The organism is Povalibacter sp. (assembly GCF_036520495.1).
GTDB lineage: Bacteria > Pseudomonadota > Gammaproteobacteria > Steroidobacterales > Steroidobacteraceae > Steroidobacter.
This window is the reverse complement of the sequence record NZ_DATDJO010000068.1, coordinates 100,521-124,485: the sequence shown is the minus strand read 5'-3', so window position 1 is coordinate 124,485 and position 23,965 is coordinate 100,521. Positions and strand designations below refer to the sequence as shown.

The following is a 23,965-nucleotide window of genomic DNA, read 5'->3' as shown; positions in this document are numbered from 1 at the left end:
TGGTCAGGTGCAGCTGCGTGCTGTCATCCCCCCGAAGGCGAGGATCCATCTTCCAGAGAATGGATCCTCGCCTTCGCGGGGATGCTTTGCGCCGGGCGATTCGCCCTGCGCAGAGCATTTTCACGCTTTTTTCACGGCTGTCGAGACTGACGACTCACGCGGCCCGGCTACAAAGGCTGCCACGAGGCTGGCAACGGGTGCCGGCAGGAGGGATTCGGGTATGACGCTTCTTGATTCACGCGGTATGACGGTGTCGACACACAGTCGTGAGGCATTGCAGCAATACGAACAGGCCGTCGAGCTCTCAGCCGGTTACTACGTCGATCCGATGGCAACGATCCGGGTGGCACTCGACGCCGACCCGGACTTTGCCATGGGTCACTGCCTGCGGGCGGCGCTCGTTGTCATGTCGACGGATCGATCAATGGTGCCGATGCTGGGTGCGAGCGTCGAGGCGGCCGAAGCCATCGGTCGGCGCGCCAACGACCGCGAGCGCATGCATGCGGCGGCTGCGCGGAAGTGGTTGCAGGGCGACTTCGCTGCATCGGTCCGGGCGTACGGCGACATCGTCGTCGAGTATCCGCGCGATCTGCTGGCTTTGCAGGTCGCGCATGTCGGCGACTTCCTCATGGGTTCCTCGACCATGCTGCGCGATCGCATTGCGCATGTCCTGCCGTACTGGGACAACTCGGTGCCCGGGTATGGCTTCGTGCTCGGCATGCATGCCTTCGGTCTCGAAGAATGTGCGGCATATTCACAGGCCGAGGACACCGGTCGTCGGGCTTTGGCGATCAACCCCCGCGATCCCTGGGCGGTGCATGCGGTCGCCCATGTCATGGAGATGACGGGGCGGGTCCGCGAAGGTATCGACTGGCTGACGAGTCGCGAAGATCATTGGGCGCACGACAACGGCTTCGCATTCCACAACTGGTGGCACCTTGCGTTGTACTACCTGGACACCGGTGACGTCGGTCGCGTGTTCGAGTTGTTCGATCGTCGTATCCGGCCGGTGGCGTCGGCGGTACCGATGGAAATGATCGATGCGTCGGCACTGTTGTGGCGTCTGCATCTGCGCGACATCGATGTCGGCCCGCGCTGGCTGGAACTGGCACAGTCCTGGGAAGCATTCGCCGAGCAGGCGTACTACGCCTTCAACGACGTGCACGCGGTGATGGCATTCGTCGGTGCGGGACGATTCGATCTCGCGCAACGCACGATCGCCGCACTCGAGCGCAAGGCAACGGGCACCGATACCAACGCGATGATGTCACGCGACGTCGGCTTGCCGCTGGCGCAGGCATTGCTGGCCTTCGGCATGGATCGCTACAACGACGTGATCAACCTGCTGGCGCCGGTGCGCACGATTGCGCATCGCTTTGGTGGCAGTCACGCACAGCGGGATCTCGTGCATCTGACCCTGGTGGAAGCCGCACTGCGTTCCGGCAATGCGCGTCTGGCGCGAGCGCTAGCTGCCGAGCGGACACAGCTGAAGCCGGCGAGCCCCTGCAACTGGCAGCTGACCGCACGTGCACTGGATCTGGCCGGTGATTCGATGGGTGCGGTGAAAGCCCATGAGAAAGCCGAGATTCGCCGCAAGGTGCAGCTGGGTCTGCGGCAGGTGGCGTGAGGAGGAGGCGAACGAGAGCGAGGGCCGAGGGGCTAGGGGCTAGAGCTTACGGCTTGTGCGGTCGCGCCAGATATTCCTGTGACTGCATCTCGATCAGTCGGCTGCCGGTGCGCTCGAACTCGAAGGCGAGTTTCGATCCGCGATAGAGCGCCGTGACGGGAGCCGCCGAGGAAATGATCAGTTTGACGCTACGGTCGTAGAATTCGTCGATCAGCGTGACGAAGCGGCGCGCCTGGTTGTCGAGTTCGGTGGTCAGTACGGGGATGTCGCTCAGCACGACCGTATGAAAGCAGCGGGCGAGTTCGATGTAATCGGCTTGCCCACGCGGTCCATCGCAGAGCTCCTTGAAATCGAACCAGACGACATCTTCGGCCAGCCGTATCGGGTGCAGTCTGCGGTGGTTCAATGTCAGTGTGGCATGCGCGCCCGCATCGCCGGCCACGGCTTCGAACAACTGCGCGATGGCCGCGGGAGTCGCGGGATCGTTCGCATCGAAGGCCGTCGATGCACGCTCGAGTGCACGCATCCGGTAGTCGGTGTCGCTGTCGACATGCACGACGTCGGTGTTTTCCTTGAGCAGTCGAATGGCGGGAAGGAATCGTGCGCGCTGCAGTCCTTCCTTGTAGAGATCGTCGGGTGGCACGTTGGACGTTGCCACCAGTGTCACGCCGCGATCGAACAGTCCGCGGAACAGATTACCCAGCAGCATGGCATCGCCGATGTCGGCGACGAACAGCTCGTCGAAGCACAGCACACGGGTCTTCTTCGCGATCTTCTCGGCGACGAGTTCGAGCGGATCGGCGCGGTCCTTGTGCTTCTTCAGTTCGTCATGCACCGATTGCATGAAGCGATGGAAGTGACTGCGCTGTTTGTCCTTGAACGGCAGGCTATGGAAGAACTGATCCATCAGCCACGTCTTGCCGCGACCGACACTGCCCCAGATATACAGGCCGCGCTCGAGTTCGCGCTGGTTGCCGGCGAACAATCCTTTCAGCAGCCCCCTCGGTTTCGGCTGGATGAGCCGTGAGCGCAGCTCATCGAGCAGCGCCACGATCCGTTCCTGCACCGGATCGGGCTGGTAGCCGAGGCGGGCGCATTCGCGCTCGTAATGGGCAGCGACGCTGTCCATCAGGTCTGCAGTTCCGCCAGATCGCGGCAAGGTTGCAGTGTCTTTGTGCGCTTACAGATTCTGATAGTTCGGCCCGGAACCGCCTTCCGGCGTCGTCCACGTGATGATCTCGTACGGGTCCTTGATGTCGCACGCCTTGCAGTGAACGCAGTTGGCTGAGTTGATCTGCAGCTTCTTGCCCTTGTCGCCATCGGGGACCATTTCGTAGACGCCAGCCGGGCAGAAGTTCTCGCACGGATTGCCGTACTCGACCACGCAGCGGGTCGCGCAGATGGATGTATCGGCGACCTTCAGGTGAATGGGCTGCGCTTCATCGTGCACGTTGCCCGCGAAGAACACGGAGGCCAGGCGATCGCGTGGCGGCAGGGAGCGGTCCGTCCAGCCGCGATCCGGCGAGGCGTAGTCGCCCAGTTTTTCCAGCGCCGACCAGTCCGCGGTGTTCTTCAGGGTCCAGGGCGTCTTGCCCTTGAGCAGCGATTCGATACCGCCGTTCAACATGGCGAAGTAGAGACCATTCTTGAACGCCGGTTTGAAGTTGCGGACCGAACGCAGTTCCTGGTGGCCTTCCGATGCGCGCCAGCGCGCGTCGAAGCCCTCACTCTTGCCTTGCTCGGCGAGGTGTTCGGCCGCGAGCATGCCCGAGCGGATCGCCTGGTGAATGCCCTTGATCTTGAAGACGTTGAGCGTGCCGCCGGCATCGCCGATGATCAGGCCGCCCGGCATGTCGAGTTGCGGCAGCGACTGATAGCCGCCGGCAGCGATCGTGCGTGCGCCGGCAGACAGAATTTCTCCGCCTTCGAGCAGCGGCTTGATGCGCGGATGATTCTTGAATTGCTGGAACGCCTCGAATGGCTTGAGGCGGGGATCCTTGTAGTTGAGCCCGACGACATAGCCCACGTACACGCGATCGCCGTCCAGGTGATACAGGAAGCTGCCCCCGTAGGTCTGCGTGTCGAGTGGCCAACCGAAGGCGTGTTCGATGCGTCCGGGCTTGACGCGTCCGGGAGGCAACTGCCACAACTCCTTGAAGCCGAGACCGAACGTCGGCGGATCGGCCTTCGCCTTGTCGCGCAGATCGAATTTCTTGATGAGTTGCTTCGCGAGCGAGCCGCGCGCGCCTTCGGCGATCACGGTCGTGCCGGCGTGAATTTCGATGCCCGGCGTGAAGTTCGGACCCGGTTCGCCGTTGCGCTCCAGTCCCATGTCGCCGATGCGCACGCCTTTCAGCGCGCCATTGTCGTCATACACGGCGTCGGCCGCGGCATAGCCGGGGAAAATATCGACGCCGAGCGCTTCGGCCTTCTGCGCGAGCCAGGGCGTGAGCTGGCCGAGCGAAATGATGAAGTTGCCGTGATTGTTCATCGGCGACAGATTCACCGCCCAGTTCGGTAGCTTGTACGAGCCCGTCTTCGTCATCAGGCGCACGTCGTCTTCGGCAGCCGGCACCTTCATTCCGGTGTATTCGGCGCGCCATTCCGGCAACAGCTTCTCGAGCGCTGCGGGTTCAAGCACCGCACCCGACAGCGAATGGGCGCCCACCGCGGACGCTTTTTCGAGCACGCAGATGTTCAGGTCGCTCTTGAGCTGCTTCAGTCGGATCGCGCACGCGAGGCCGGATGGGCCCGCACCGACGATGACGACGTCGTATTCCATTACTTCTCTTTCGATCGTGGCTTCACTCATACGTGCTTCTTGGATGGCGTATCGATGTGGCTGTTACTTGTCTGTTTGCCGGGCTGGGGCATCGCGCAGCGAAGGGATGGCGTCGAGCTGCGGCCGTACGGTCTTGAGGTCGCCAACGACGACGACAGACATTGCGGCGGGATCCAGATGATCCCTGGCGGCCTTCGTGACCTGTGCGGGCGTCACTGCGTACATACGCTGCGGAAATGTCGTCAGCCAATCCGGTGGCAGACCCTGGAGATCGATCTGCATCAGCTGGCCGATCAGGCCGCCGCGTGTCGCGGTGGACATGACGAAGACGCCGTTACGGTAGTTCTTGATAGCGGTGAGTTCGGGGTCGGTCGGCGACTCGACGCGCAGCAGCTCGATTTCCTTGAATACCTCCGCAACCGAAGGTCCCGTCGATGCCGATTTCACGTCGGCATTCTCGATCCACGTGACCTCGTGGTACTTCGTTTCCAGGCCGCTGTTGGGCGAGTAGGCCCAGCCTTTGTCTTCGCGCAGGTTCATGGTGATGCGCGACATGAGCACGCCGCCGAGCAGCGAGTTGGTCACGGACAGCGCCATGAAATCGGGATGGCGCATGTCGACGACGCGCTTGCCGATCCGCAGCGTCGACTGGGGTGCGTCGGGACGGTCGATCAGCTTGACCTGGCGAGGACCCGGGCTTGCCGGTGCGAGTTCGAGCGGGGCAGGGCCTTCGCGCCATGACCCGAGGCTGGTGCGGATCGCCTGCTCGGCCTTCGCGCGGTCGAACTTGCCGGCGACATAGACCTGCGTACGCCGTGCGCCGAAATTGCCGTCGTAGTACTTGCGAACGTCACCGATCGAATAGCCCTGCAGCTGTTCCTGCGTGGGAAACACCCTGCCGTACGGATGGTCGGGATACAAAAGCGCGGCCATCGCCGCACCGGCGAGCGCCTGCGGCTGAGTGAGCGCGACGCTGAGATTGCGTGAGTAGTCCTGACGGATGCGGGCCAGCTGGTTCTCCGGCAGCTTGGGCTGCGTGAGGATTTCGGCGAGCAATGCGATGGCGTCGGGAACGTATTCGCCGAGGACATCCAGCTGCAGGTATGTCTGATCCGGACCGGCGCCGATGCTCACTCCACCGCCCATCAGCGTGGCTGCGTCGGCGATCTGCTGTGCCGTCCGCTGGTTCGTGCCTTCCTTCAGCAGGTCGGCGGCGAGATCGGCGAGCCAGGTCTGTTCGCCTTCGTTCAGATTCCCGGTGCGCACCGTGATGGAGATCGTCGCCTTGGGTACGACGCCAAAGTCGACGAAGGTCGCCTTGAGGCCGTTTGGCAATGCCAGTGTCGTTGGCGTCGGAAGCTGGAATGCACGAGGAGGGCCCGGGCGCGGCGGTGCGTCCTGTGCCATGACCGGGTGGGTTGCCAGTGCGGCGAGAGCGCCGACGAATACGCATTGCAGCCGGTTCATTGCGCGACCTCCGCCGATGTCTTGCCGGGCTCGACCAGCAGCACGGTGCGGTTGCCTCGGCGCAGGTATTCCCGGGCCGTCTTTTTCACCAGAGCCGGCGTGACCTTTGCGAACTCCGCTTCGATGCGGTTGATGCGCGCCGGGTCGTCATCGAAGAGGGCGAAGCACGCGAGCAGATCGACGAGTCCCAGTCGCGTGCTGGAGCCGACCAGATCGTAGAGCTGTGAACGGATCGTGCGGCGTGCGCGATCCAGTTCCGCCTGCGTCACCGGCTCGTTGCGGATGCGTTCGATGTTTTCATCGAAGGCCGCGAGAATCTGGTCCGTGGTGGTGGAGGGATCGTGAATCAACGACGCCGACCACAGCATCGGACCGCTGTAGTTGAACATGTTGCCCAGCAGGTTGATGCCGCCGGACACGCTGTCGGTGTAGCCGCGTTTCTGTACCAGATCCTGATACAGGCGGGACGACTCTCCCTGCAGCAGCAGTTCGTCGATCAGGCCGAAAGCGAAGTGCTCGGGCGTCCAGCGCTTCGGCACGTGATAGCCGATGGCGAGGGCAGGGCGCGGAGCGAGTGCGTCGGTCTGGCTGGCGCGCTTTTCCCTGGCCTGGCGCGGCTCGGAAATATCCGGCAGCGCAGGCGCGGAACCGCGCGGGATGTTGCCGAAGTACTGCTCGATCCACTTCCTTGCCTGCGGTCCTTCGAAATCGCCGGCGATGACGAGGACGGCGTTGCTGGGGACGTAGTAAGTCTTGAAGAAGGCGCGGGCATCTTCCAGCGTCGCGGCGTCGATGTGCTGCAGGTCGCCGTAGAAGTTATGCGCGTTGTACCAGTTGGTGTTGGCGTACTGCGGCAACTGCAGCCACGGGAATCCGCCGTAAGGCTGGTTCAGTACGTTGACCTTCACTTCCTCTTTGACCACGCCCTGCTGGTTCACCAGGTTTTCCTGAGTGATGTCGAGGCTGCGCATGCGATCGGCTTCCGCCCAGAGCATGGTTTCCAGCGCATTCGAGGGGAAGGCTTCGAAGTAGTTGGTGAAGTCGAAGCGCGTCGAGCCGTTCAGCGTGCCGCCCAGTCCCTGCACCAGTTTGAAGAACTGTCCCTTGGCGAGATTCTTCGAGCCCTGGAACATCAGGTGCTCGAAGAGGTGCGCAAAGCCCGTGCGATCCTTGGGTTCGATGCGAAAGCCGATGTTGTAGTAGATGCCGATGGTGGCCACCGGCACCGAGTGATCCTCGGAAAGCACCACGCGCAATCCATTGCCGAGCTTGTAGTACTCGACGGGAACGTCCAGCGCCGCGACCGGCGCTGCGTCCTTCGCCATCGCCGGTAATGCGTTCGCGGCGAACACCATGAACAGGCAGATGACGAAATTTTTCATCGGGTTGTTTCCATTGGATCGTGCAGGGCGGTGCGTGAGATCACTTCGGCGACATGCGGATCGCGCCGTCGAGGCGAATGGTTTCGCCGTTCAGCATCGAGTTCTCGCAGATGTGCGCCACCAGCGCAGCATATTCATCGGGACGACCGAGACGCGACGGGAACGGAACCTGCTTGCCCAGCGAGTCCTGCGTTTCCTGCGGCATGGCAGCCATCATCGGCGTCTTGAAGATGCCGGGCGCCACGGTCATGACGCGGATGCCGAGCGACGACAGATCGCGCGCCATCGGCAGCGTCATGCCGACGATGCCGGCCTTGGAGGCGGAGTAGGCGATCTGACCGATCTGGCCATCGAACGCGGCAACCGAGGCAGTCATGACGATGACGCCGCGCTCGCCTTCTTCGTTCGGCGTATTCGCCTGCATGATCGCTGCGGCAGCCTTGGCCACCTGCATGGTACCGATGAGGTTGACCTCGATCACCTTGCGGAAAGCATCGGACGGAATGGCGCCTTCCTTGTTGATAGTGCGACGGGCCGTGGCGATGCCTGCGCAGTTCACGGCCACGTTGAGCCCGCCCATCGCGCTGTGCGCGGCGGCGATCGCGGCGTTCACAGCGGATTCGCTGGTGACGTCGACTTTCTCGAAGCGTGCGTTGCTGCCGAGCGCCTTGACGGAGGCTTCACCGGCTTCCTGGTTGACGTCGAGCAGTGTCACCTGGCCGCCGGCAGCGACGATACGTGCTGCGACTGCATTGCCGAGACCCGAAGCACCGCCTGTGATGACAGCGCGCACCTGATTCAATTTCATGCGTGATTCCTCGATTAAATACGTTGCCCGCCATCGAGTTCGATGACGCGCCCAGAGAAAAAGTCGTTCTCGGCGATGAACAGCGCGGCGTGCGCCATTTCGGCGGGCTCGGCCATGCGCTTGAGCGGCACGGCGCCGACGGCGCGTTCGATCATTTCTGGCCGCATCGCGTCGAGAATATCCGTGCGGGTGAAGCCGGGTGCAATGGCGCCGGCACGAATGCCGTAACGCGCCAGTTCCTTCGCCCACACCACCGTCATTGCCGCCACGCCAGCTTTGGCGGCGGAGTAGTTCGACTGGCCCATGTTGCCGGCGCGGGAGATGCTCGATGTACTGATGATGACGCCGCCGTTGCCCAGCGTGATCATGCGTACGGCCGCTTCGCGTGCGCCGAGAAACACGCCGGTCAGGTTCACGTCGATGACGGCCTGCCATTGATCCTTCGACATCTTGCCGACGACCTTGCCATCCTGGACTTTGACCAGCAAGGCATCCTTGGTGATGCCGGCGTTGTTGATCATCACGTCCAGGCGGCCGAAGTCGTTGACGACGGCGTCGAGCGTGGCGCCGACATCGTCCTCGCGGCTCACATTGCAGGTGTAGGTGCGGGCTTGCACGCCGTTGGCTTCGCACAGCGCGCGAGTGGCGTCGAGATCGGCCTGGTTCAGGTCGAGAAGTGCAATGTTGGCCCGCTTCTGCGCGAACGCCAGTGCCATGGCGCGACCGATGCCGCGCCCACTGCCGGTAATCGCCACCAACTTCCCGTCGAGCTGCATTGCCTAACCTCAAACCTCTGCAGGGCGCCGGATGGTAGCCGCTTTCTTGCGACGCACAAAGCCCCCGGAGCCATCGATTGCATCATGGAGAAAACAAGGCGAATCCTCCAGACCAGACGGGCTGACCCGTCAGGCGTGGGCGACGGAGGATTTGCTGCGCGCAACACAGGGGCAGGCGATTCCCACCCCTGGATCGAGCGCGATCGAGCTGCGGTCATGCGCTGGCTTCGAACAGCTCGCGCCCAATCAGCATGCGGCGGATTTCGCTGGTGCCGGCGCCGATCTCGTAGAGCTTCGCATCGCGCAGCAGGCGACCGGTCGGATAGTCGTTGATGTACCCATTGCCACCGAGAGTCTGAATGGCCTCCAGCGCCATCCACGTGGCGCGCTCCGATGCCTGCAGGATGCAACCCGCAGCGTCGAACCGTGTGACCTGCCCGCGATCGCACGCGCGCGCGACGGCGTACACATACGCCCGGCACGCATTCATGCCCGTGTACATGTCGGCGACTTTTCCCTGCATGAGCTGGAACGTGCCGATCGCACGGCCGAACTGCTTGCGCTCGTGAACGTACGGCAGTACGTAATCGAGACAGGCACGCATGATCCCGAGCGGACCACCGGCGAGGACCACACGTTCGTAGTCGAGGCCGCTCATCAGCACCTCGGCGCCGAAGCCTTCCTTGTGCAGGACATTGGCCGCAGGCACGAAGCAATCCTTGAACACGAGTTCACAGGTGTCCGAGCCACGCATCCCGAGCTTGTCGAGCTTCTGCGCCGTGCTGAAGCCCGGCATGCCGCGCTCGATGATGAACGCAGTGATGCCGCGCGCAGCGAGGGAAGGATCGAGCGTTGCATAGACGACGAGCGTCTCGGCAACGGGGCCGTTGGTGATCCACATCTTGGAACCATTGAGCACGAAGCCGGCGTCGCGCTTTTCAGCGCGAGTGCGCATACCCACGACATCGGATCCTGCGCCGGGTTCGCTCATCGCCAGCGCACCGACATGCTCACCGGAGATCAGCGCCGGCAGGTACTTCTGCTTCTGGGCAGTCGTGCCCCAACGCCGCAGTTGATTCACGCAAAGATTGGAATGGGCGCCGTAGGAGAGGCCCACCGAGGCGGACGCGCGGCTGATTTCTTCCATCGCGATGACATGGGCAAGGTAGCCCATGCCCGCGCCGCCGTATTCCTCTTCTACCGTGAGCCCATGCAGGCCGAGTGCGCCCATTTCGGGCCACAGTTCCCGCGGAAACTGATTGTTGCGATCGATGTCCGCAGCGAGCGGCGCAATACGGTCGCGCGCGAACTGCGCGATTGTGGTTCGCAGGGTATCGATGTCATCGCCAAGTCCGAAGTCGAAGTCTTCCACGCAGAGCCTCATGGGCAAGAGTTGTGAACAATGTCCCATTGTCGGACAATCCGTCACCATGTCAACGCGCACAAAACCTGTTTCCCGTGCCAAGCCCCGCCGCGGCAATGCAGCAACGGCCGTGCAGGCCGATGCAGTTGTCCCGCTCGCAACCAATCTTTTCGAGCCTGTGGAGCGCGAACCCGCGTACTTCCGGGTCTCCGCTGCGATCGAAGCGAAGATCCTCGGGCGGGTGCTGAAGGGCGGCGATTTATTGCCGCCGGAGCTGGATCTCGCGCAACAATTTCGCGTGCATCGTTCGACGGTGCGCGAGGCGCTGCGACAACTGGAGAACTCCGGTTTGATCACGCGGCCGCCCGGCGCCAAACGGATGGTGGTCAGTCGTCCGCACGCCGACAAGGTTGCATCAGGCATGCGCCAGGCGCTGGTGCTGCATGAGGTCACGTTCGTCGATGTCTGGGAAGCGATGATGATCATCGAACCGGAAGTGGCGGCGTTGGCGGCGACGCGGCGCACGCAAGCCGACATCGAGGCGTTCGTGCGTGTCAGTCAGGCGTTCGCGTCCACCAGCCAGTCAGAACCGGCGGTGGATCTCGTGGTGGATTTCTTCGAATTGCTGGGTGTCTGCGCGCGCAACCATGTGCTGGTGCTGGCCAAGCATTCGCTGGCGCAGGTGCTGGCGCCTTCACTGGCGCAGATGGTCGATCGGGTGCCGCAGGCGCGCTCGCGCATCATCGCGGCCCAGCAGAAAATCATCAGTGCATTGCAGAATCGCGACGCTGACGAAGCGCGCAAGTGGATGTCGAAACATGTCCGCGACTTCAGGCGCGGTTATGAAGTTGCGGGAATCCCACCCGGGGCGGTGGTGTCAGCCTGAATCTGCGGAAAGGCGCAGAGCCGCAAAAGACCGACTGAAAGACCGCTGAAGATCGAAAGTACGGGAGATTTCTCTCCCGTACTTTCGAAGTGCTTTGCGGCTTCTGAACGCTCAGACCAGTTCGATTGCCAGGGCAGTCGCTTCGCCGCCGCCGATGCACAGCGAGGCCATGCCGCGCTTGCCGCCACGATCCTTGAGCGCATGTACGAGCGTCGTCAGGATGCGTGCGCCGGTTGCGCCGATCGGGTGACCCAGCGCGCAGGCGCCGCCGTTGACGTTGACGCGTGCGTGATCGAGGCCGAGGTCATGAATCGCCGCCATCGCCACGACGGCGAAGGCTTCGTTCACTTCGTACAGATCGACATCGCCCGCCTTCCAGCCCGTCTTGGCCAGCAGGGACTTCATCGCGCCGACGGGGGCGGTGGTGAACCACTCCGGTGCCTGCGCATGACTGGTGTAGCCGACGACTCGCGCCAGCGGCTTCAGGCCGCGCTGCTTCATGAGCGTTTCGCTGATCAGTACCAGCGCGGCGGCGCCATCCGAAATCGATGACGAGCTGGCAGCGGTCACCGTGCCGTCCTTGTTGAACGCCGGCTTCATCGTCGGGATTTTCTTGATGTCGCAGCCGAAAGGCGTTTCGTCCTGTTCGAGCACGCGCTCGCCTTTGCGATCCTTGATCGTGACCGCGGCGATTTCGCGCTTGAACTTGCCCTGCTCGATGGCGGTGAGAGCGCGTTGCACGGATTCAGCGGCGAAAGCGTCCTGCTGTTCGCGCGTGAAGCCGTACTTGAGCGCGGTCTGATCGGCGAAGTGGCCCATTGCCTTGCCGTCGAAGGGGCTCTGCAGACCGTCGAAGAACATGTGGTCGAGAATCTCGCCGTGGCCCATGCGCAGGCCGGCGCGAGCCTTGGGAATCAGGTACGGCGCATTCGTCATGGATTCGATGCCGCCGGCGAGCACGGCATGCGCGGATCCGGCGCGGATCTGATCGCACGCCATCATCACGGCCTTCATTCCCGAACCGCACATCTTGTTGACGGTCGAGACCGGTACGCTGAGCGGCATATTGGCGGCCAGCACGGCCTGGCGACCAGGAGCCTGGCCGATACCCGCCATGAGTACACAGCCGATGATGGCTTCTTCGATCTGCTCGGCGCTCAGGCCCGAGTCATCGATGGCGGCACGAATCGCGGCAGCGCCAATCTGCGGTGACGTCAGTGGCGCAAGCGCGCCCTGAAAGGAACCGATGGGCGTGCGGCGGGCCGATGCAATGAAAACTTCGTCGCTCATGCGTATATCCCGGTCAGCTGGATCAATGTAAGGAGGCGGGCTTGTAACCAATGCTGCAAGGGGCGGTCAAGTTCTCCCTGCAGCAAAGTCATCCTTTGCGTGGCGTCTGCAGATCGGCGAGCCCATCGCTTTCGCCAAGATCGGGCTCGTTCAACGCAGCAAGGATTCGCGCGCGCGCAACATCACGAGTCATGGTGATAGTTGCAGTGGAATCAAGGTCCGCGGGCGCGCGCACCGCTGGCAGGATGCAGATCTCGATCCGTCCCGGACGAGGCAGGAAGTGGCCGCTTGGCAGGATGTGGCGCGTGCCGCGGATTGCCAGGGGAACGACCGGCAGTTTGGAGCGCGCAGCGATCGCGAAGGCACCGGTATGAAACTTCCCGAGGCCAGGCTGCGCGACGAAGGTTCCTTCCGGAAAGAAGGCCAGAGCCTGACCGGAATCCGCCGCCTTGATGAGGCGGCGCGCATCCATGCCGCCGGCATGTCGGTTGAACCGGTCGACGAATTCCGCGCCGATGCGCCGCAGCAGCAATCCGGCCAGGGGCACGCGACTGACTTCTTTCTTGATCACGAAGCTGAAGCGTGCCGGCAGCATGCCTTTGAGAACGACGCCGTCGAGATAGCTCGCGTGATTGGCGACGACTACGCACGGTTCGTCGGGCAGTTCCTCTGCGCCCAGCACACGGATGCGGATGCCGGCGACAGCAAAAAAGCTGCGCGCCGTGAAATGCGCGATCGAGCGACGCGCCTTGATGTTCAGTCCGGGCACCAGGGTGACGAGGATGAGGGTCGCCGATCCGAACATCAGGAAAAGGAGGAGTGCATAGACGCCGTAAACGGCCTCGAGCAGGCGGTAAAGCAGGGGCAGTGGATTCAACGACATCGTGTCGGCATGTGCTCAGGAGGTTGATATCTCAGGGATTGAGGCGCGGCGTCGCTATCTTTGCGGCGTCACACCGCGGATTTTCTGTGAACTGGTTCTCTTTATGTAAACACCAAAATCGTTCTGTGATAACAGTCACTCCTTCAGGAGGGAACGCCTACGCATACTGGCCGCACTGCAAGTCCGGGCAGCACCGATTCCGATCAGGTGTCCGCTTGCGCAATCTGCCCAAGGCGATGAGTACCGTTACGAAAGCATCAGTTTACGCGAGGTCTGGCGAAGGCACGCCCGAGACGCCATCCCTGCCGGCAATCGACCGCTTCCTCGATGCCGTGTGGATGGAGCGTGGGCTGTCGCCCAATACGTTGTCCGCGTATCGCGCGGATCTCACGGCGCTCGATCGCTGGTTGCAGGTACGTGGCGGCACTGCCGTCGGCGCCAAGCGCCCCGATGTTCTCGCGTTCATTGCCTGGCGTGTCGAAGCGGGCGCGCGTCCGCGCTCGACGGCGCGTCAGTTGTCCAGTTTTCGTCGTTTCTACCGTTATCTGGTGCGTGATGGCGCGATCACCGAGGATCCGACCGCACAGATCGCGATGCCGAAAATCGGCCGTTCCTTGCCAAAATCGCTGACCGAAGAAGAAGTCGAAGCGCTGCTGGCGGCTCCCGAGGTCGAACAGCCTCTGGGTCACCGCGATCGCGTCATGCTGGAGGTGCTGTACGCCACCGGACTGCGCGTTTCCGAACTCGTGAATCTCAGGGCCGGCCAGGTCAACATGAACCAGGGCGTGCTGCGCATCGTCGGCAAGGGCGACCGCGAACGGCTGATTCCGCTCGGCGAAGAAGCCGTGGAATGGCTGCAGAGATTCATCGGTGGTCCGCGGCTCGAGATCCTGCTCGAACGCCAGACCGATTTCCTGTTCCCGACCCGTCGCGGCGATCGTATGACGCGCCAGGCGTTCTGGCACATCATCAAACGCTATGCGCAAAAGGCCGGCGTGCAGAAGGCGTTGTCGCCGCACACCTTGCGACATGCATTTGCAACCCATCTGTTGAATCACGGCGCCGACCTGCGTGTGGTGCAGATGCTGCTGGGTCATAGCGATCTGTCGACGACCCAGATCTACACTCACGTTGCCCGTGAGCGCATGAAAGATCTGCACGCGCAACATCACCCGCGCGGCTGAGCGGGTGGCCCCTCGATAAGCTCGTCCCTGTCGCGGATCGGCTTACGTCCGGTCTGCGCACCATGCCGGTCGTTGGGGCAGGGTTCGATCCTGTGCATCCCTGCTAGACTGCGCCGCCCCCCCCCCAACGCTTAATGAACCCCGACGGCCTTTCGCTATCCAACCGATGTATCCGCCGTCATCTGGAGTGTCGATGAGCAAGCTGATCAGCCATGTTTGCGCCCTGGTGTTGTTCGCTGTGAGTACTGCCGTGCTCGCCGCCGACACCGACAAAGCTGCCGAGGCCCGTACGGCCATTGCAGCAAAATTTCCTGGCGTGAAGCCTGACCAGATCAAGCAGTCACCGGTGCCGGGGGTCTACGAGGTGGGCATGGGCGCCGATACCGCGTATGTCAGCGCCGACGGCAAATTCCTGTTCAGCGGCGATCTGTACGAAGTCGAAAGCCGTACCAACCTGACGGAAGCGGGTCGTGCAGTGTCGCGCGGCAAGACGCTCGCGAAACTGGATGAGCGCGAGATGATCGTCTTCGGGCCCGCCGCGGCGAAGCACACGATTACGATTTTCACTGATGTGGAGTGCGGGTATTGCCGCAAGCTGCATGGCGAGATCGATCAGCTCAACAAGCTGGGTGTGCGGGTGCGTTACCTGGCGTATCCGCGAGCCGGCCCCGGCACGGACGACTGGGCCAAGATGGAAGCTGTCTGGTGCTCCAAGGATCGCAATAGCGCCATCACCAAGGCGAAGCAGGGGCAGCCTGTCGATGCGAAGTGCGCCGCCAATCCAGTCGCCAGGCAGTTCGAGCTGGGTGAGGAAATGGGCGTCCGCGGCACTCCAGCCATTTTCACCACATCGGGCGACTACATTGGCGGGTACCTGCCACCCAAGGACATGCTTCGCGAACTCGATCAGCTGAAGGCCGGGGTCGCCAAGACCAAGTAAGCCGACTCAACCTTTCCGGACAAGAAAAAGCCCGCAGCGATGCGGGCTTTTTTGTGGTCGATCAGGCGTGTCGGCTAGCGTTCCAGCAGTTTCAGCTTGTCCGGCTTGCCGTCCCAGTCCTTCGCGTCGGTCGGCGCGGCTCCCCGCTCGGTGATGACGGGCCAGGCTTTGGACAGCTCGGCATTCAGTTCCTTGAAGTGCTCCTGACCGGCCGGCAGTTCTTCCTCGGAGAAAATCGCTTCGGCCGGGCATTCCGGCTCGCACAGCGTGCAGTCGATGCATTCGTCCGGGTCGATCACCAGGAAGTTGGGTCCGACGTGGAAGCAGTCGACGGGGCAGACTTCGACACAGTCCATGTACTTACACTTGATGCAGTTTTCTGTGACGACGAAGGTCATCGATGGCTCCGGCCGAAGGGATTGCGGCAAACGCCGCAGTGAGGTCGGTATTGTGCCAAAGTGGGGCGGTCGATAGAAGCTGGAATGGCGTCGCCGCGGAAATGCGGCGGGGATTTCTTCGGTCTTCCTCGACGTCAGCGGTCTCGGGTGATCACTTTGCCATCCTGCCAGTCGATGTCGCGAAAGTGTGCGTCTTCCCGCCCCGCGCGCCGGTCGTCCAGATAGCGACGCAGCGCGAAGTCGACGCTCAGGAATGCCATGTCCTGCCAAGGAATGTCGGCTTCGTCATAGAGCTGGACCTCGAGGCTCTCCGGCCCCACGCCGAAATTCGTATCGAGCAGTCGCGCGCGAAACATGATGTGAACCTGGTGCGCGCGAATCACGTTGACGATGGCCAGCAGCGAGCCGATCTCGACGTTGGCGAGCGCTTCTTCCATCGCCTCGCGGGCAGCACCATCCTGCAGCGCTTCGCCGTTTTCCATGAAGCCGGCCGGGATGGTCCAGTAACCGCGCCGCGGCTCGATGGCACGCTTGCAGAGGAGGATTTTTCCCTGCCACTCCGGTACGCAGCCCGCGATGATGCGGGGATTCTCGTAGTGGATGGTCTTGCAGGCCGTGCAGACGTAGCGCGGCAAGTGATCGCCATCCGGGATGAGCCGCTCGACGGCTGCGCCGCAGTTGGAACAGAACTTCATTGGCGATGATTGCCTAGCACGACGGCATGGTAGCAACTTCGTCCATGCCGCGAAATTTGTCTCGTCATCGGCTGATCCCGATGCACATGCGCGTCCTGTCCGGATCGAGGCGAGAGATCCAGCGGAGCCAGCTCGCCATCGCTGTGAGTATGCGAGTTGCCGAGGCGAAGACCCGGCCGTATAAAGGCTTCGCTGGGCATCGAATAACAACGAATCGTCAGCGGCTAGCGGAGATCATAAATGGGGTCCACCCCATCGAATCCAGTGCTGCGGCACCGAGCTCGTCCCTTGTGGTTGCGATTCATTCTGTCGTCTGTCTGGGTGATCGTGCTGCTGATCATCCTGATGCTCGGAATGCGGATCACCACGGACATGGGCCTCATCGGGTTTGCAATCGCGATTGCAGCGTTCCTCGCCCACATGGCGGCCGGTATATACGTAGGTGTCGTCGATCTGACGCCGCGGCCGCGCGGTCTGGTGGCGGCACAGCGATCGGATTTCGCAGCCGAGCAGTCAGACGAGAATCGGCAGGTGGTGGACCCGCCGGTGACCAATTCCAGGCGGGAGCTCGTTGACTGAGGCTGGGCGTGCGCGCCACGTGATGCGGCGAAACGGTCGACTGCCGCGCGGCTTCAGTCCCAGATCGCGCTCACCCAACTGCTCAATTTCGAGGACCAGTCGGCCGGCTTCTCGCAGGCATAAGTCGAGGTCAGGTAGCCCTGCGAGTCCTTGCGGCTGACGGCCCGGCACTGATTCCTGGCGATCACGACTTCCAGCGCTTCGCGCGATCCGCAATGCAGCTTCTGTTCATAGCCGGAAAGCGCTCCCTCCTTGTTCGAGAGCTGCACGAGGCTGCCGAGGTTGTTGCAGGCGGCTTGGGACGGGACGCCGGTCGCCTCGATCATCTCGACATGGCCGGAGGCTTGAGAAATCAACAGGACGACGAGGTAAAGGTCGCTCACGTAGGGATCTCTTTGCAGCAGTCAGTTCCGACAGCTTACGGTCGGGATTCATCGCAAAATGTGAGTTCGATCGCGAACCTGGCCGGCGCCACCGCGACGTGCTCCACGAAATCGGATCAATGTGGGTTGCCTCATCAACAGTGAGTGTCGGCGGGAACAGGCCGATCGGTCGGTCAATTTTCGGATCCGGTAGCGACGTGGCTCTCCCGCGGCCCAGGTTGCCCATTGGTTCTGACTCTGAAAACATCGCCCGCATGAAAACCCGTCAACCATGTCACTTCGTGCTCATCGCATCAGCGCTGGCCATGTGTCCCTGGGACGCCATTGCTCAGGATGCGCTGAACCGCAGCCTGGGGCGGAGCAGGCGCAAACATCGGAGCTGCCCCGACGATATGTCTCGGACAAGCTCGTTCTGACCGTCTACGCCGAGCCCGAGCCGGCCAGTGCGCGTGTCGCGACCATCGAGACGGGAGATGCGGTCGATGCGATCGCAAATAGTGGCAGCTACATGCACGTGCGTCTCGAAGACGGTCGCGAAGGCTGGGTCGGCGCCAGCTATCTGACCAGTGAAATGCCCGCGTCCGCACGCTTGCGCGAGCTGCAGAACAGGCAGAAAGATGCGGGAACGTCCGCAGAGAAGAAAGCGGTTGATGAGATTGCGCGGCTGAAGAACGAGGCCGCGGCATTACAGTCGCAACTGAACCAATTGCAGGCAGCGACGGTGACAGCAGCGGCGGCTTCCGAAGTAGCACCCGCCCAGGCGAAGATCGCTCCGCAGGTCGCCAGCGAGAACCAGGGCGAGCGCCAACCCAGGACGGAGCGGCGGGAAAATCGCTGGAATACCGTGTGGAACCGGTCGTTCGCTTTCGTGCTGGCCATTGGTGTGGGATTCACTGCCGGCTACCAATCGCTCGCTCGCAGGATTCGCAAGCGCTACGGCGGACTGAAGATCTACTAGAACTTCCGCCCCAGCATAGGTCGGTGACGGTGTCCGCCGCGTGGCCACAACCAGCAGTTCGCAATCGAGGAGGGCAGTCGCATGTCAGTGAGCAGTCAGAAGCGCTTCGCGTATCCGGTGGCCCTGGGGTCGTTGATCGCGCTCATCGCGACTGTCGGTATCGAAACTACGGCCTGGTCCGCGGAGGCTGCGAAACCCACGATCGAGAGCACGGGAGACTGGCGCGCCGACGTGCTTCGATTCGCGCAAGTCAATTTGAAGCATCCGGCATGGGGTGCATCGCATTCGGTCCGTGACTACGAACTCGCCAGGGAGCTGGCGGCGGCAGATGGAGTCACGCTTGATGACGATGTGCTCTACGCGGCGGCCTACTTGCACGATGTGGCAGCGTTCGCGCCCTTCAGCAAGGCGGGCGTGGATCATCAGGACGAGGCGGCGAGCATCGTGGAGTCGATGCTCGCGGGCACGGGTTTCCCGATGTCGAAGATCGAGGCGGTTCGCGGTTCGATACGCACGCACATGTACGGGCGTGATCCCACCGGGCCCGAGGCCATCTATCTCCACGATGCGGACGCACTCGACTGGCTCGGTGCAATCGGCGTCGCGCGTGTCTTCGGACTGGTCGATCCGAATGGCGGTGCTCCGGATGGACCGACGGTCGTGAAGCGATTGGAAAGCAATCTCGCGCAGGTGCCTGCGCGTATCGTTTCGAAAGCGGGCAAGGCGCGTGCTCCGCAACGCGTGCGTGAGCTCGAGGAGTTCCTGCGTGACCTGCGTTCTGAATCGGCGGATTTCCGGTCGCTCTAGCGGCGACTGATGTGTCGGGCTGCGGTTCATGCCCGCGTGCCGGATGGGTCTGCTGGCCATCCCGCCAGCAGACCACCGGTCCAAGGTGGCTTTACTTGCTCGCGACCACGAAGCCTTCGCTCAGGGCAATCGTGAGCTGAGAGCCCGCTGGCAGCTGCACTTCCGTGCCTGTGTTTCTTGCGACGACGGCGCCGGCTGCGCCGCCGAGAAGGCCGCCGATCACCTTGCCCTTGGTGCCGTCCTTGATCTGATGGCCGATCACCGCACCGGCAGCTGCGCCGCCGATGATCTTCGCTGCGTCACGACCTTTCTCGCTGTTGCCCGTTTGCTGGATCTCACCGCGAATCGGCACGCTGCGTCCATCGCCCAGTTCGAGCTGATCGAAGCGCAGAGCAATCGTCGGCACCGCACTGATGGCGCTGCTGCCGGAGACGACGCCGGTAATCGTGCCCGTGACGCGCGAACCTGCTGGTGCCACGCGACGATCATTGCTCATCAGATCGGATACCAGACGTGCCGCAAACGCATCGCCAATCCTGGCTGTCTTCGTCGACAGCACCGAGTCGAGTGCGACGAGCAGTTGTGTGCCGGCCCGAACTTCGAGCGGCGGCTGTGCCGTTACTGGAGTCGTCGCTGGCGCGCTCGCCGCTGCTGCCGGTGCTGACCGTGCTGCCGATGCGGCAGCAGCCTGGCGCGCCTGCGCCGCCTTCTTCGCGGCTGCCTCTTTGGCAGCAGCTTCCTTGGCAGCAACTGCTTCGGCGGCTTCGCGTTCAGTCGCTTGAGCGGCAGCCTGACGAGCCTCTTCCTGTTGTTTGATTTCAGCTTCGCGCTGAGCGAGCTGTTGTTCGCGCGCTTCGAGCTCAGCTGCCTTCACGGCAGTCTGTTCGGCGGCGGTTTGCGCTGACTGCGAAGAATCGCTCGAACCGCAGCCTGCAAGCGCCACTGCAACTGCGCAACTCAACACGGAAACATGTAGACCACTAAACTTCATCAGATACTCCTCGGTACGGGAACAGGTCGCGTGTGATTTTACTGGCGACAAAAAATACGGTACTGCGACGCGGTGTCCCGGCACGCGCGTCACGCTATTCGATGCGAGTGCACACAGTAGCGTGATCCACCGTGGTGTTGCCAAGCACTTCATGAGTAGAAGTCGCCCGCTGCAGACAAGTTCGGCGAAGGGCGCGGTGTCAAGCAGTGAGCGGATGAAAATAGTCTGCGCGCTGCCGTGTCGGCTCTGGCCGTTTCCTGGACACGATGGGGACAGATCTGGCGTTTCAGACCCCGACTTTTCCCGGACGCTGGGCGTACGAGGGAATTGCGGCTGCGGAGCCGCGAAAATCAGGCCCGCTTATGTGATCAATTGCTCCGGCCCTCGCGCGAACCGTCTATACAAGAACGACAGTCAGTGGGTCTGACACAACCAGATACGTGGCGGGATAAAAATGGATTTCACGAAACTGACGAATTGGACCGTCCGGCTTCTCTATCTTCAGATCGCGATCAGCGTCATCGGCCTCATCACAGGGGCCATGGAACATAGTGTTCTGCGCGACATACAGAACGGCAACTTCGTCGCTGAGACAGAGCTCATACAGGCGGGGGAGGCCAGCGATACTCGGCAAGGAATTGTCGGCGGCTGCCAATTCCTCATCTATATCGTCTCTGGCATCTGGATTCTTCGGTGGATCTACGTCGCCAGTTCGAATGCGAGAGATCTGGCAGCCGGTGCCATGAAGTTCTCTCCCGGCTGGGCCGTTGGCTGGTATTTCATTCCCTTCCTGAATCTGTGGAAGCCGTATCAAGCCATGAAGGAGATCTGGCGTGTCAGTGCGAATCCGCGCAATCCGGATGCCGAGCCGGATTCCGGGCTGCTCGCTTCCTGGTGGTTTTTCTACATCGTGTCTTCGCTGAGCGGGAACGCAGCCTTTCGCCTGTCGTTGCGCGCAGATGAAATCCGCGAACTGCTCGCGGCAAACTTCGCAACGCGAGTGTCGGACATCGCCGGCATTCCGCTCGCCATCCTCTTCATGGTCGTGGTCCGTCGCATGCATGCCAATCAGGAGTTGGCTCGAGCGGCGACGGATGCTGCGGAGCCAGGGAGCATCGTGAGCACGACGGCTTGAAGCGGCCATCGTTCACTCGGCATAAAGACGAAGCCGTAGTAAACCGAGTCTCGGAGGATGGATGAAAGACTCCTGGAAGCCTTAGTGTGTATCTGCTGCTGACTGCTTGCGACTGAAACGACGACGTTGGCGTATCCTGCGCCCATGTCTTCGCTGCAAAACACAGATCTGTCGCGCCTCGTTCTCGAGCCCATCGGCATCGTCCGCAGTTCGCTCGTCACCAAAGTCGAAGCGGCGCGTCAGCCGCGGGCCGCGCAGGGTGCGCCTGCGCGCATCGAACTGCTGCCGGGCCGTAATTTCGAACACGCACTCGACGATCTCGCGCGCTGGAAATGGATCTGGGTGATCTTCTGGTTCCACCACAATCCCGGTTGGCGTCCCAAGGTGTTGCCACCCCGAAGTACCACGGGCCGCAAAGGCGTCTTCGCGACGCGCTCGCCATACCGGCCCAACCCTATCGGCCTGTCAGTGGTGCGGTTGGACAAGGCGGACGGCTTGAATCTTCATGTCCTCGACTCCGACATGCTCGACGGCACACCCGTTCTCGATATCAAGCCGTACATCGCTTACACGGACTCCCATCCTGATGCAGGCAACGGCTGGCTGGATGATGCTGAACCCGTCAGTGGCTCGGCGCAGCCAGCAGATCCGGTGACCGCCTATGCAGTGACGTTCGAGCCGGTGGCCACCGAACAGGGGCAGTGGATCGAAGCGCGTACGGGCCTCGCGCTCGAGGAACGAATCCGCTCAACACTCACGCTCGGCCCGGAGCCGCATCCGTACCGGCGCATCCGTCGGCTGGATGACGGGATGCAGCTTGCGGTCAAAGAGTGGCGCATTCGCTTCAGCGTCGAGGGACGCGAGGTGCGCGTCATCGCGATCGCGTCCGGGTTTCGTGCGTCACAGCTCGCATCAGACGAGAACGATGCAGGGCTGCGGGTGCATCGGGAGTTTCGGGAGCGGTGGGGTGGGTAGCTTTGGTATGAGCAGCGTGCGAGGGTTGCCGCGCTCCTGATGAGTCACGGTTGAAACAACGGCAGATCCGCCAGAGTCAGGATGGCGACTGCGAATCTCCGCGCCTTTTTTCGCAGTTTCAGCACAGCTTTGTCTTTGGTGACGAGGCCGTCCGCGCGTGCGTGATAGGCGAGGGCGAGGAATGTCTCGTCGTCGCGGTCACGACAGCGCGGGAAATGAGGCGGCAGCAGCAGATCGTCGCGACTGTAGCCGTCGGGCATCGATGTCACGGCTGCCACGGCACGATAGCGATCCAGCACTTGCAGTTGCGCGGTGGCGGCGAGGTGGCATTGCGGATATGCGAGCACGCGTTCCAGTTCGTCGAGTGCATGCTGGTGAACGAGCGCCCGCACGCGCCGCGCCTCTATCGCCGCCGCCAGATCACGCGTCGCGGAATCGTGGAACACCAGCCAATCGAGAACGATGTTCGTGTCCAGCACCAGTCGGGACGGCGATAGGTTTTCAGATGGCATCCCTGAAGTTTTGCATATTTACACTGCTGCAAGACCTGAGTCTGCGGTGGGCCTGGCCTGGCGCCGACCGTGCATCCGCATTGTCCTGTGACGCAGCATGCAGGCATGAGTGGCTGATGCCGCGTAACGACTGACCGCTACCTGGCCGGTGCGCTGGCGCGAGCCATCCTGAAGATGCGTACTCAGCAGGTCGGCCCATTTTTTCAGCATGCGATCGGCATCTGAACGATTCGTGACACTGTTGCGTACGCTGACGAAGCCCATGTCGCCGACTTCCTCGGCATCGTAGATGCGCGCCAGTAGCTCGCTGGTGACTGAATCATAGAGTTCCAGGAACAGCGTTGCCTGGCCGGCCGAAGCCGAGAACGTGTGGGTGATGCCGGGCTGCATGGTATCCGGCGCTTGCACCTCGAGATTGATGATGGCGGGCCGCAGGATCAGAACGTCGGGGCCGGTGGTCGTGACCACGGCCATGCCCTTGGCCGTCAGTTCCCTGGTCCATACCTTCTTGAATTCGTCCGCCAGTTCAGTCTTGGTCCTTTCCATGTCGCTGTCCGACAGCTTGAACGGGTCCATGCTGTCGTTCTGATCGCGTTTCCAGTTCTTGCGGAATGCTACGTAGCAATCGAGGACGGCGAACTTCGTGTAGCCGCCGAAGGTGACGCCATCGCGCAGATAGACTGCGAGACCTTGGTCCTGGGCACGAGCTTCAAACCTTCCGGCGTTTCTTCCGGCAATTTTTTTCTGGCATCGGCCGTGTCGCTGAAAGCTGCCGCGCCGAGGGCCAGCGCAATAGTGAGGAGTCCGGCCAGCAATCGAGTCCAGTCAAGTCGAACGACAGCTGTTGGACGGATCATGACGGTGCCTGTTGATGAGTTAACACAGGTCGGCGCCGCGAACTCTGCCTCTCCGCGGATGGTGGCGCCATGAGTACATAGGGCAGTGGTGTCGCGAATGTTGCTTGACGGGAGGCGGGCTGTCCGCCAATTCCGTCGACATGGCTCAAAGGATGCGCCTCGGATGATGCGTTCCTACGACGTCGCCTCCCAAACCAACAATGGCCTATGCAGTGACGTTCGAGCCGGTGGCCACCGAGAGGCGCAGTGGATCGAGACGCGTACGGGCCTCGCGCTCGGCCCGGAGC

At 62.3% G+C, this 23,965-nt stretch carries 25 protein-coding genes; 9 read left to right on the top strand and 16 right to left on the bottom strand.

Annotated features, from left to right (window positions below; all coding sequences use genetic code 11):
• Nucleotides 1-220 precede the first annotated feature (220 nt).
• The gene (locus VIZ63_RS23800; protein ID WP_331612313.1) at nt 221-1,627 is read left to right on the top strand and encodes a tetratricopeptide repeat protein; all 1,407 of its coding nucleotides are present in this window, start codon (nt 221-223) and stop codon (nt 1,625-1,627) included.
• A 46-nt stretch (nt 1,628-1,673) separates the two neighbouring features.
• Here the strand turns inward: VIZ63_RS23800 and zapE are convergent, their stop codons facing one another.
• The 7 genes from zapE to VIZ63_RS23765 all read right to left on the bottom strand — a co-directional run bounded on the left by zapE (nt 1,674) and on the right by VIZ63_RS23765 (nt 10,214).
• Nucleotides 1,674-2,756: a cell division protein ZapE gene (gene zapE / locus VIZ63_RS23795; protein ID WP_331612312.1), complete on the bottom strand. Its 1,083-nt coding sequence runs from the start codon at nt 2,754-2,756 to the stop codon at nt 1,674-1,676.
• Nucleotides 2,757-2,807: 51 nt separating this feature from the next.
• A complete protein-coding gene (locus VIZ63_RS23790) occupies nt 2,808-4,439 on the bottom strand; it encodes an electron transfer flavoprotein-ubiquinone oxidoreductase (protein WP_331612311.1) in 1,632 nt (543 codons plus the stop codon).
• A 33-nt stretch (nt 4,440-4,472) separates the two neighbouring features.
• On the bottom strand, nt 4,473-5,876 hold the full coding sequence (locus VIZ63_RS23785) for a pitrilysin family protein (RefSeq protein ID WP_331612310.1): 1,404 nt from the start codon (nt 5,874-5,876) through the stop codon (nt 4,473-4,475).
• Nucleotides 5,873-7,258: a M16 family metallopeptidase gene (locus tag VIZ63_RS23780; RefSeq protein WP_331612309.1), complete on the bottom strand. Its 1,386-nt coding sequence runs from the start codon at nt 7,256-7,258 to the stop codon at nt 5,873-5,875. Before VIZ63_RS23780 ends, VIZ63_RS23785 begins: the two co-directional genes overlap by 4 nt.
• 40 nt (nt 7,259-7,298) lie before the next feature.
• Nucleotides 7,299-8,066, bottom strand: a complete 768-nt coding sequence (locus tag VIZ63_RS23775) for an SDR family NAD(P)-dependent oxidoreductase (RefSeq protein ID WP_331612308.1) — start codon at nt 8,064-8,066, stop codon at nt 7,299-7,301.
• A 14-nt stretch (nt 8,067-8,080) separates the two neighbouring features.
• On the bottom strand, nt 8,081-8,842 hold the full coding sequence (locus tag VIZ63_RS23770) for an SDR family oxidoreductase (RefSeq protein ID WP_331612307.1): 762 nt from the start codon (nt 8,840-8,842) through the stop codon (nt 8,081-8,083).
• A 214-nt stretch (nt 8,843-9,056) separates the two neighbouring features.
• Nucleotides 9,057-10,214, bottom strand: a complete 1,158-nt coding sequence (locus VIZ63_RS23765) for an isovaleryl-CoA dehydrogenase (RefSeq protein WP_414703833.1) — start codon at nt 10,212-10,214, stop codon at nt 9,057-9,059.
• Between the two features lie 58 nt (nt 10,215-10,272).
• On the opposite strand from VIZ63_RS23765, the gene VIZ63_RS23760 reads away from it, so the two are divergent.
• The gene (locus VIZ63_RS23760; protein ID WP_331612305.1) at nt 10,273-11,091 is read left to right on the top strand and encodes a FadR/GntR family transcriptional regulator; all 819 of its coding nucleotides are present in this window, start codon (nt 10,273-10,275) and stop codon (nt 11,089-11,091) included.
• Nucleotides 11,092-11,202: 111 nt separating this feature from the next.
• Here the strand turns inward: VIZ63_RS23760 and VIZ63_RS23755 are convergent, their stop codons facing one another.
• On the bottom strand, nt 11,203-12,381 hold the full coding sequence (locus tag VIZ63_RS23755) for an acetyl-CoA C-acyltransferase (RefSeq protein ID WP_331612304.1): 1,179 nt from the start codon (nt 12,379-12,381) through the stop codon (nt 11,203-11,205).
• A gap of 88 nt (nt 12,382-12,469) precedes the next feature.
• The gene (locus VIZ63_RS23750; RefSeq protein ID WP_331612303.1) at nt 12,470-13,264 is read right to left on the bottom strand and encodes a lysophospholipid acyltransferase family protein; all 795 of its coding nucleotides are present in this window, start codon (nt 13,262-13,264) and stop codon (nt 12,470-12,472) included.
• 236 nt (nt 13,265-13,500) lie between these two features.
• Between VIZ63_RS23750 and xerD the strand changes: the two genes are divergently transcribed.
• Nucleotides 13,501-14,448, top strand: coding sequence for a site-specific tyrosine recombinase XerD (xerD, locus tag VIZ63_RS23745; protein ID WP_331612302.1), 948 nt, complete (start codon nt 13,501-13,503; stop codon nt 14,446-14,448).
• 193 nt (nt 14,449-14,641) lie between these two features.
• Nucleotides 14,642-15,388, top strand: coding sequence for a DsbC family protein (locus VIZ63_RS23740; RefSeq protein WP_331612301.1), 747 nt, complete (start codon nt 14,642-14,644; stop codon nt 15,386-15,388).
• A 74-nt stretch (nt 15,389-15,462) separates the two neighbouring features.
• On the opposite strand, the gene fdxA is transcribed toward VIZ63_RS23740, so the two are convergent.
• Together fdxA and VIZ63_RS23730 are read right to left on the bottom strand one after the other, a co-directional pair.
• Nucleotides 15,463-15,786, bottom strand: a complete 324-nt coding sequence (gene fdxA, locus VIZ63_RS23735) for a ferredoxin FdxA (RefSeq protein WP_331612300.1) — start codon at nt 15,784-15,786, stop codon at nt 15,463-15,465.
• A 134-nt stretch (nt 15,787-15,920) separates the two neighbouring features.
• Nucleotides 15,921-16,481, bottom strand: a complete 561-nt coding sequence (locus VIZ63_RS23730; protein ID WP_331612299.1) for an NUDIX hydrolase — start codon at nt 16,479-16,481, stop codon at nt 15,921-15,923.
• Nucleotides 16,482-16,769: 288 nt separating this feature from the next.
• Between VIZ63_RS23730 and VIZ63_RS23725 the strand changes: the two genes are divergently transcribed.
• Complete coding sequence (locus VIZ63_RS23725) at nt 16,770-17,060, top strand: hypothetical protein (protein ID WP_331612298.1); 291 nt, start codon at nt 16,770-16,772, stop codon at nt 17,058-17,060.
• Nucleotides 17,061-17,113: 53 nt separating this feature from the next.
• Here the strand turns inward: VIZ63_RS23725 and VIZ63_RS23720 are convergent, their stop codons facing one another.
• A complete protein-coding gene (locus VIZ63_RS23720) occupies nt 17,114-17,443 on the bottom strand; it encodes a hypothetical protein (RefSeq protein ID WP_331612297.1) in 330 nt (109 codons plus the stop codon).
• Nucleotides 17,444-17,714: 271 nt separating this feature from the next.
• Between VIZ63_RS23720 and VIZ63_RS23715 the strand changes: the two genes are divergently transcribed.
• Complete coding sequence (locus VIZ63_RS23715; protein ID WP_331612296.1) at nt 17,715-18,401, top strand: TIGR04211 family SH3 domain-containing protein; 687 nt, start codon at nt 17,715-17,717, stop codon at nt 18,399-18,401.
• Nucleotides 18,402-18,482: 81 nt separating this feature from the next.
• Nucleotides 18,483-19,208, top strand: a complete 726-nt coding sequence (locus VIZ63_RS23710; RefSeq protein ID WP_331612295.1) for an HD domain-containing protein — start codon at nt 18,483-18,485, stop codon at nt 19,206-19,208.
• A 91-nt stretch (nt 19,209-19,299) separates the two neighbouring features.
• Here the strand turns inward: VIZ63_RS23710 and VIZ63_RS23705 are convergent, their stop codons facing one another.
• Nucleotides 19,300-20,082, bottom strand: a complete 783-nt coding sequence (locus VIZ63_RS23705) for a glycine zipper 2TM domain-containing protein (RefSeq protein ID WP_331612294.1) — start codon at nt 20,080-20,082, stop codon at nt 19,300-19,302.
• 571 nt (nt 20,083-20,653) lie between these two features.
• Here VIZ63_RS23705 and VIZ63_RS23700 point away from each other — a divergent pair.
• Together VIZ63_RS23700 and tsaA are read left to right on the top strand one after the other, a co-directional pair.
• Nucleotides 20,654-21,334: a DUF4328 domain-containing protein gene (locus VIZ63_RS23700; RefSeq protein ID WP_331612293.1), complete on the top strand. Its 681-nt coding sequence runs from the start codon at nt 20,654-20,656 to the stop codon at nt 21,332-21,334.
• A gap of 144 nt (nt 21,335-21,478) precedes the next feature.
• Nucleotides 21,479-22,309 carry a tRNA (N6-threonylcarbamoyladenosine(37)-N6)-methyltransferase TrmO gene (gene tsaA / locus VIZ63_RS23695; protein WP_331612292.1) on the top strand — a complete coding sequence of 277 codons (831 nt, stop codon included), beginning with the start codon at nt 21,479-21,481 and terminating at the stop codon, nt 22,307-22,309.
• A gap of 44 nt (nt 22,310-22,353) precedes the next feature.
• Here tsaA and VIZ63_RS23690 read toward each other — a convergent pair whose 3' ends face one another.
• From VIZ63_RS23690 to VIZ63_RS23680, 3 genes are read right to left on the bottom strand one after another with little or no spacing between them, the layout of a single operon-like run.
• Nucleotides 22,354-22,821: a putative toxin-antitoxin system toxin component, PIN family gene (locus tag VIZ63_RS23690; protein WP_331612291.1), complete on the bottom strand. Its 468-nt coding sequence runs from the start codon at nt 22,819-22,821 to the stop codon at nt 22,354-22,356.
• An 18-nt stretch (nt 22,822-22,839) separates the two neighbouring features.
• Complete coding sequence (locus VIZ63_RS23685) at nt 22,840-23,496, bottom strand: DUF3313 family protein (protein WP_331612463.1); 657 nt, start codon at nt 23,494-23,496, stop codon at nt 22,840-22,842.
• On the bottom strand, nt 23,436-23,678 hold the full coding sequence (locus VIZ63_RS23680; RefSeq protein ID WP_331612290.1) for a hypothetical protein: 243 nt from the start codon (nt 23,676-23,678) through the stop codon (nt 23,436-23,438). Before VIZ63_RS23680 ends, VIZ63_RS23685 begins: the two co-directional genes overlap by 61 nt.
• Nucleotides 23,679-23,965: the final 287 nt, after the last annotated feature.

Bases quoted from the DNA above. Each gene is read 5' to 3' on its own strand.
- zapE (WP_331612312.1), bottom strand. From the start codon at position 2,756: ATGGACAGCGTCGCTGCCCATTACGAGCGCGAATGCGCCCGCCTCGGC.
- VIZ63_RS23800 (WP_331612313.1), top strand. From the start codon at position 221: ATGACGCTTCTTGATTCACGCGGTATGACGGTGTCGACACACAGTCGT.
- VIZ63_RS23700 (WP_331612293.1), top strand. From the start codon at position 20,654: ATGGATTTCACGAAACTGACGAATTGGACCGTCCGGCTTCTCTATCTT.
- VIZ63_RS23785 (WP_331612310.1), bottom strand. From the start codon at position 5,876: ATGAACCGGCTGCAATGCGTATTCGTCGGCGCTCTCGCCGCACTGGCA.
- VIZ63_RS23690 (WP_331612291.1), bottom strand. From the start codon at position 22,821: ATGCCATCTGAAAACCTATCGCCGTCCCGACTGGTGCTGGACACGAAC.
- VIZ63_RS23780 (WP_331612309.1), bottom strand. From the start codon at position 7,258: ATGAAAAATTTCGTCATCTGCCTGTTCATGGTGTTCGCCGCGAACGCA.
- VIZ63_RS23715 (WP_331612296.1), top strand. From the start codon at position 17,715: ATGTCACTTCGTGCTCATCGCATCAGCGCTGGCCATGTGTCCCTGGGA.
- VIZ63_RS23775 (WP_331612308.1), bottom strand. From the start codon at position 8,066: ATGAAATTGAATCAGGTGCGCGCTGTCATCACAGGCGGTGCTTCGGGT.
- VIZ63_RS23740 (WP_331612301.1), top strand. From the start codon at position 14,642: ATGAGCAAGCTGATCAGCCATGTTTGCGCCCTGGTGTTGTTCGCTGTG.
- VIZ63_RS23710 (WP_331612295.1), top strand. From the start codon at position 18,483: ATGTCAGTGAGCAGTCAGAAGCGCTTCGCGTATCCGGTGGCCCTGGGG.
- VIZ63_RS23680 (WP_331612290.1), bottom strand. From the start codon at position 23,678: ATGATCCGTCCAACAGCTGTCGTTCGACTTGACTGGACTCGATTGCTG.
- fdxA (WP_331612300.1), bottom strand. From the start codon at position 15,786: ATGACCTTCGTCGTCACAGAAAACTGCATCAAGTGTAAGTACATGGAC.
- VIZ63_RS23750 (WP_331612303.1), bottom strand. From the start codon at position 13,264: ATGTCGTTGAATCCACTGCCCCTGCTTTACCGCCTGCTCGAGGCCGTT.
- tsaA (WP_331612292.1), top strand. From the start codon at position 21,479: ATGTCTTCGCTGCAAAACACAGATCTGTCGCGCCTCGTTCTCGAGCCC.
- xerD (WP_331612302.1), top strand. From the start codon at position 13,501: ATGAGTACCGTTACGAAAGCATCAGTTTACGCGAGGTCTGGCGAAGGC.
- VIZ63_RS23790 (WP_331612311.1), bottom strand. From the start codon at position 4,439: ATGAGTGAAGCCACGATCGAAAGAGAAGTAATGGAATACGACGTCGTC.
- VIZ63_RS23755 (WP_331612304.1), bottom strand. From the start codon at position 12,381: ATGAGCGACGAAGTTTTCATTGCATCGGCCCGCCGCACGCCCATCGGT.
- VIZ63_RS23730 (WP_331612299.1), bottom strand. From the start codon at position 16,481: ATGAAGTTCTGTTCCAACTGCGGCGCAGCCGTCGAGCGGCTCATCCCG.
- VIZ63_RS23770 (WP_331612307.1), bottom strand. From the start codon at position 8,842: ATGCAGCTCGACGGGAAGTTGGTGGCGATTACCGGCAGTGGGCGCGGC.
- VIZ63_RS23760 (WP_331612305.1), top strand. From the start codon at position 10,273: ATGTCAACGCGCACAAAACCTGTTTCCCGTGCCAAGCCCCGCCGCGGC.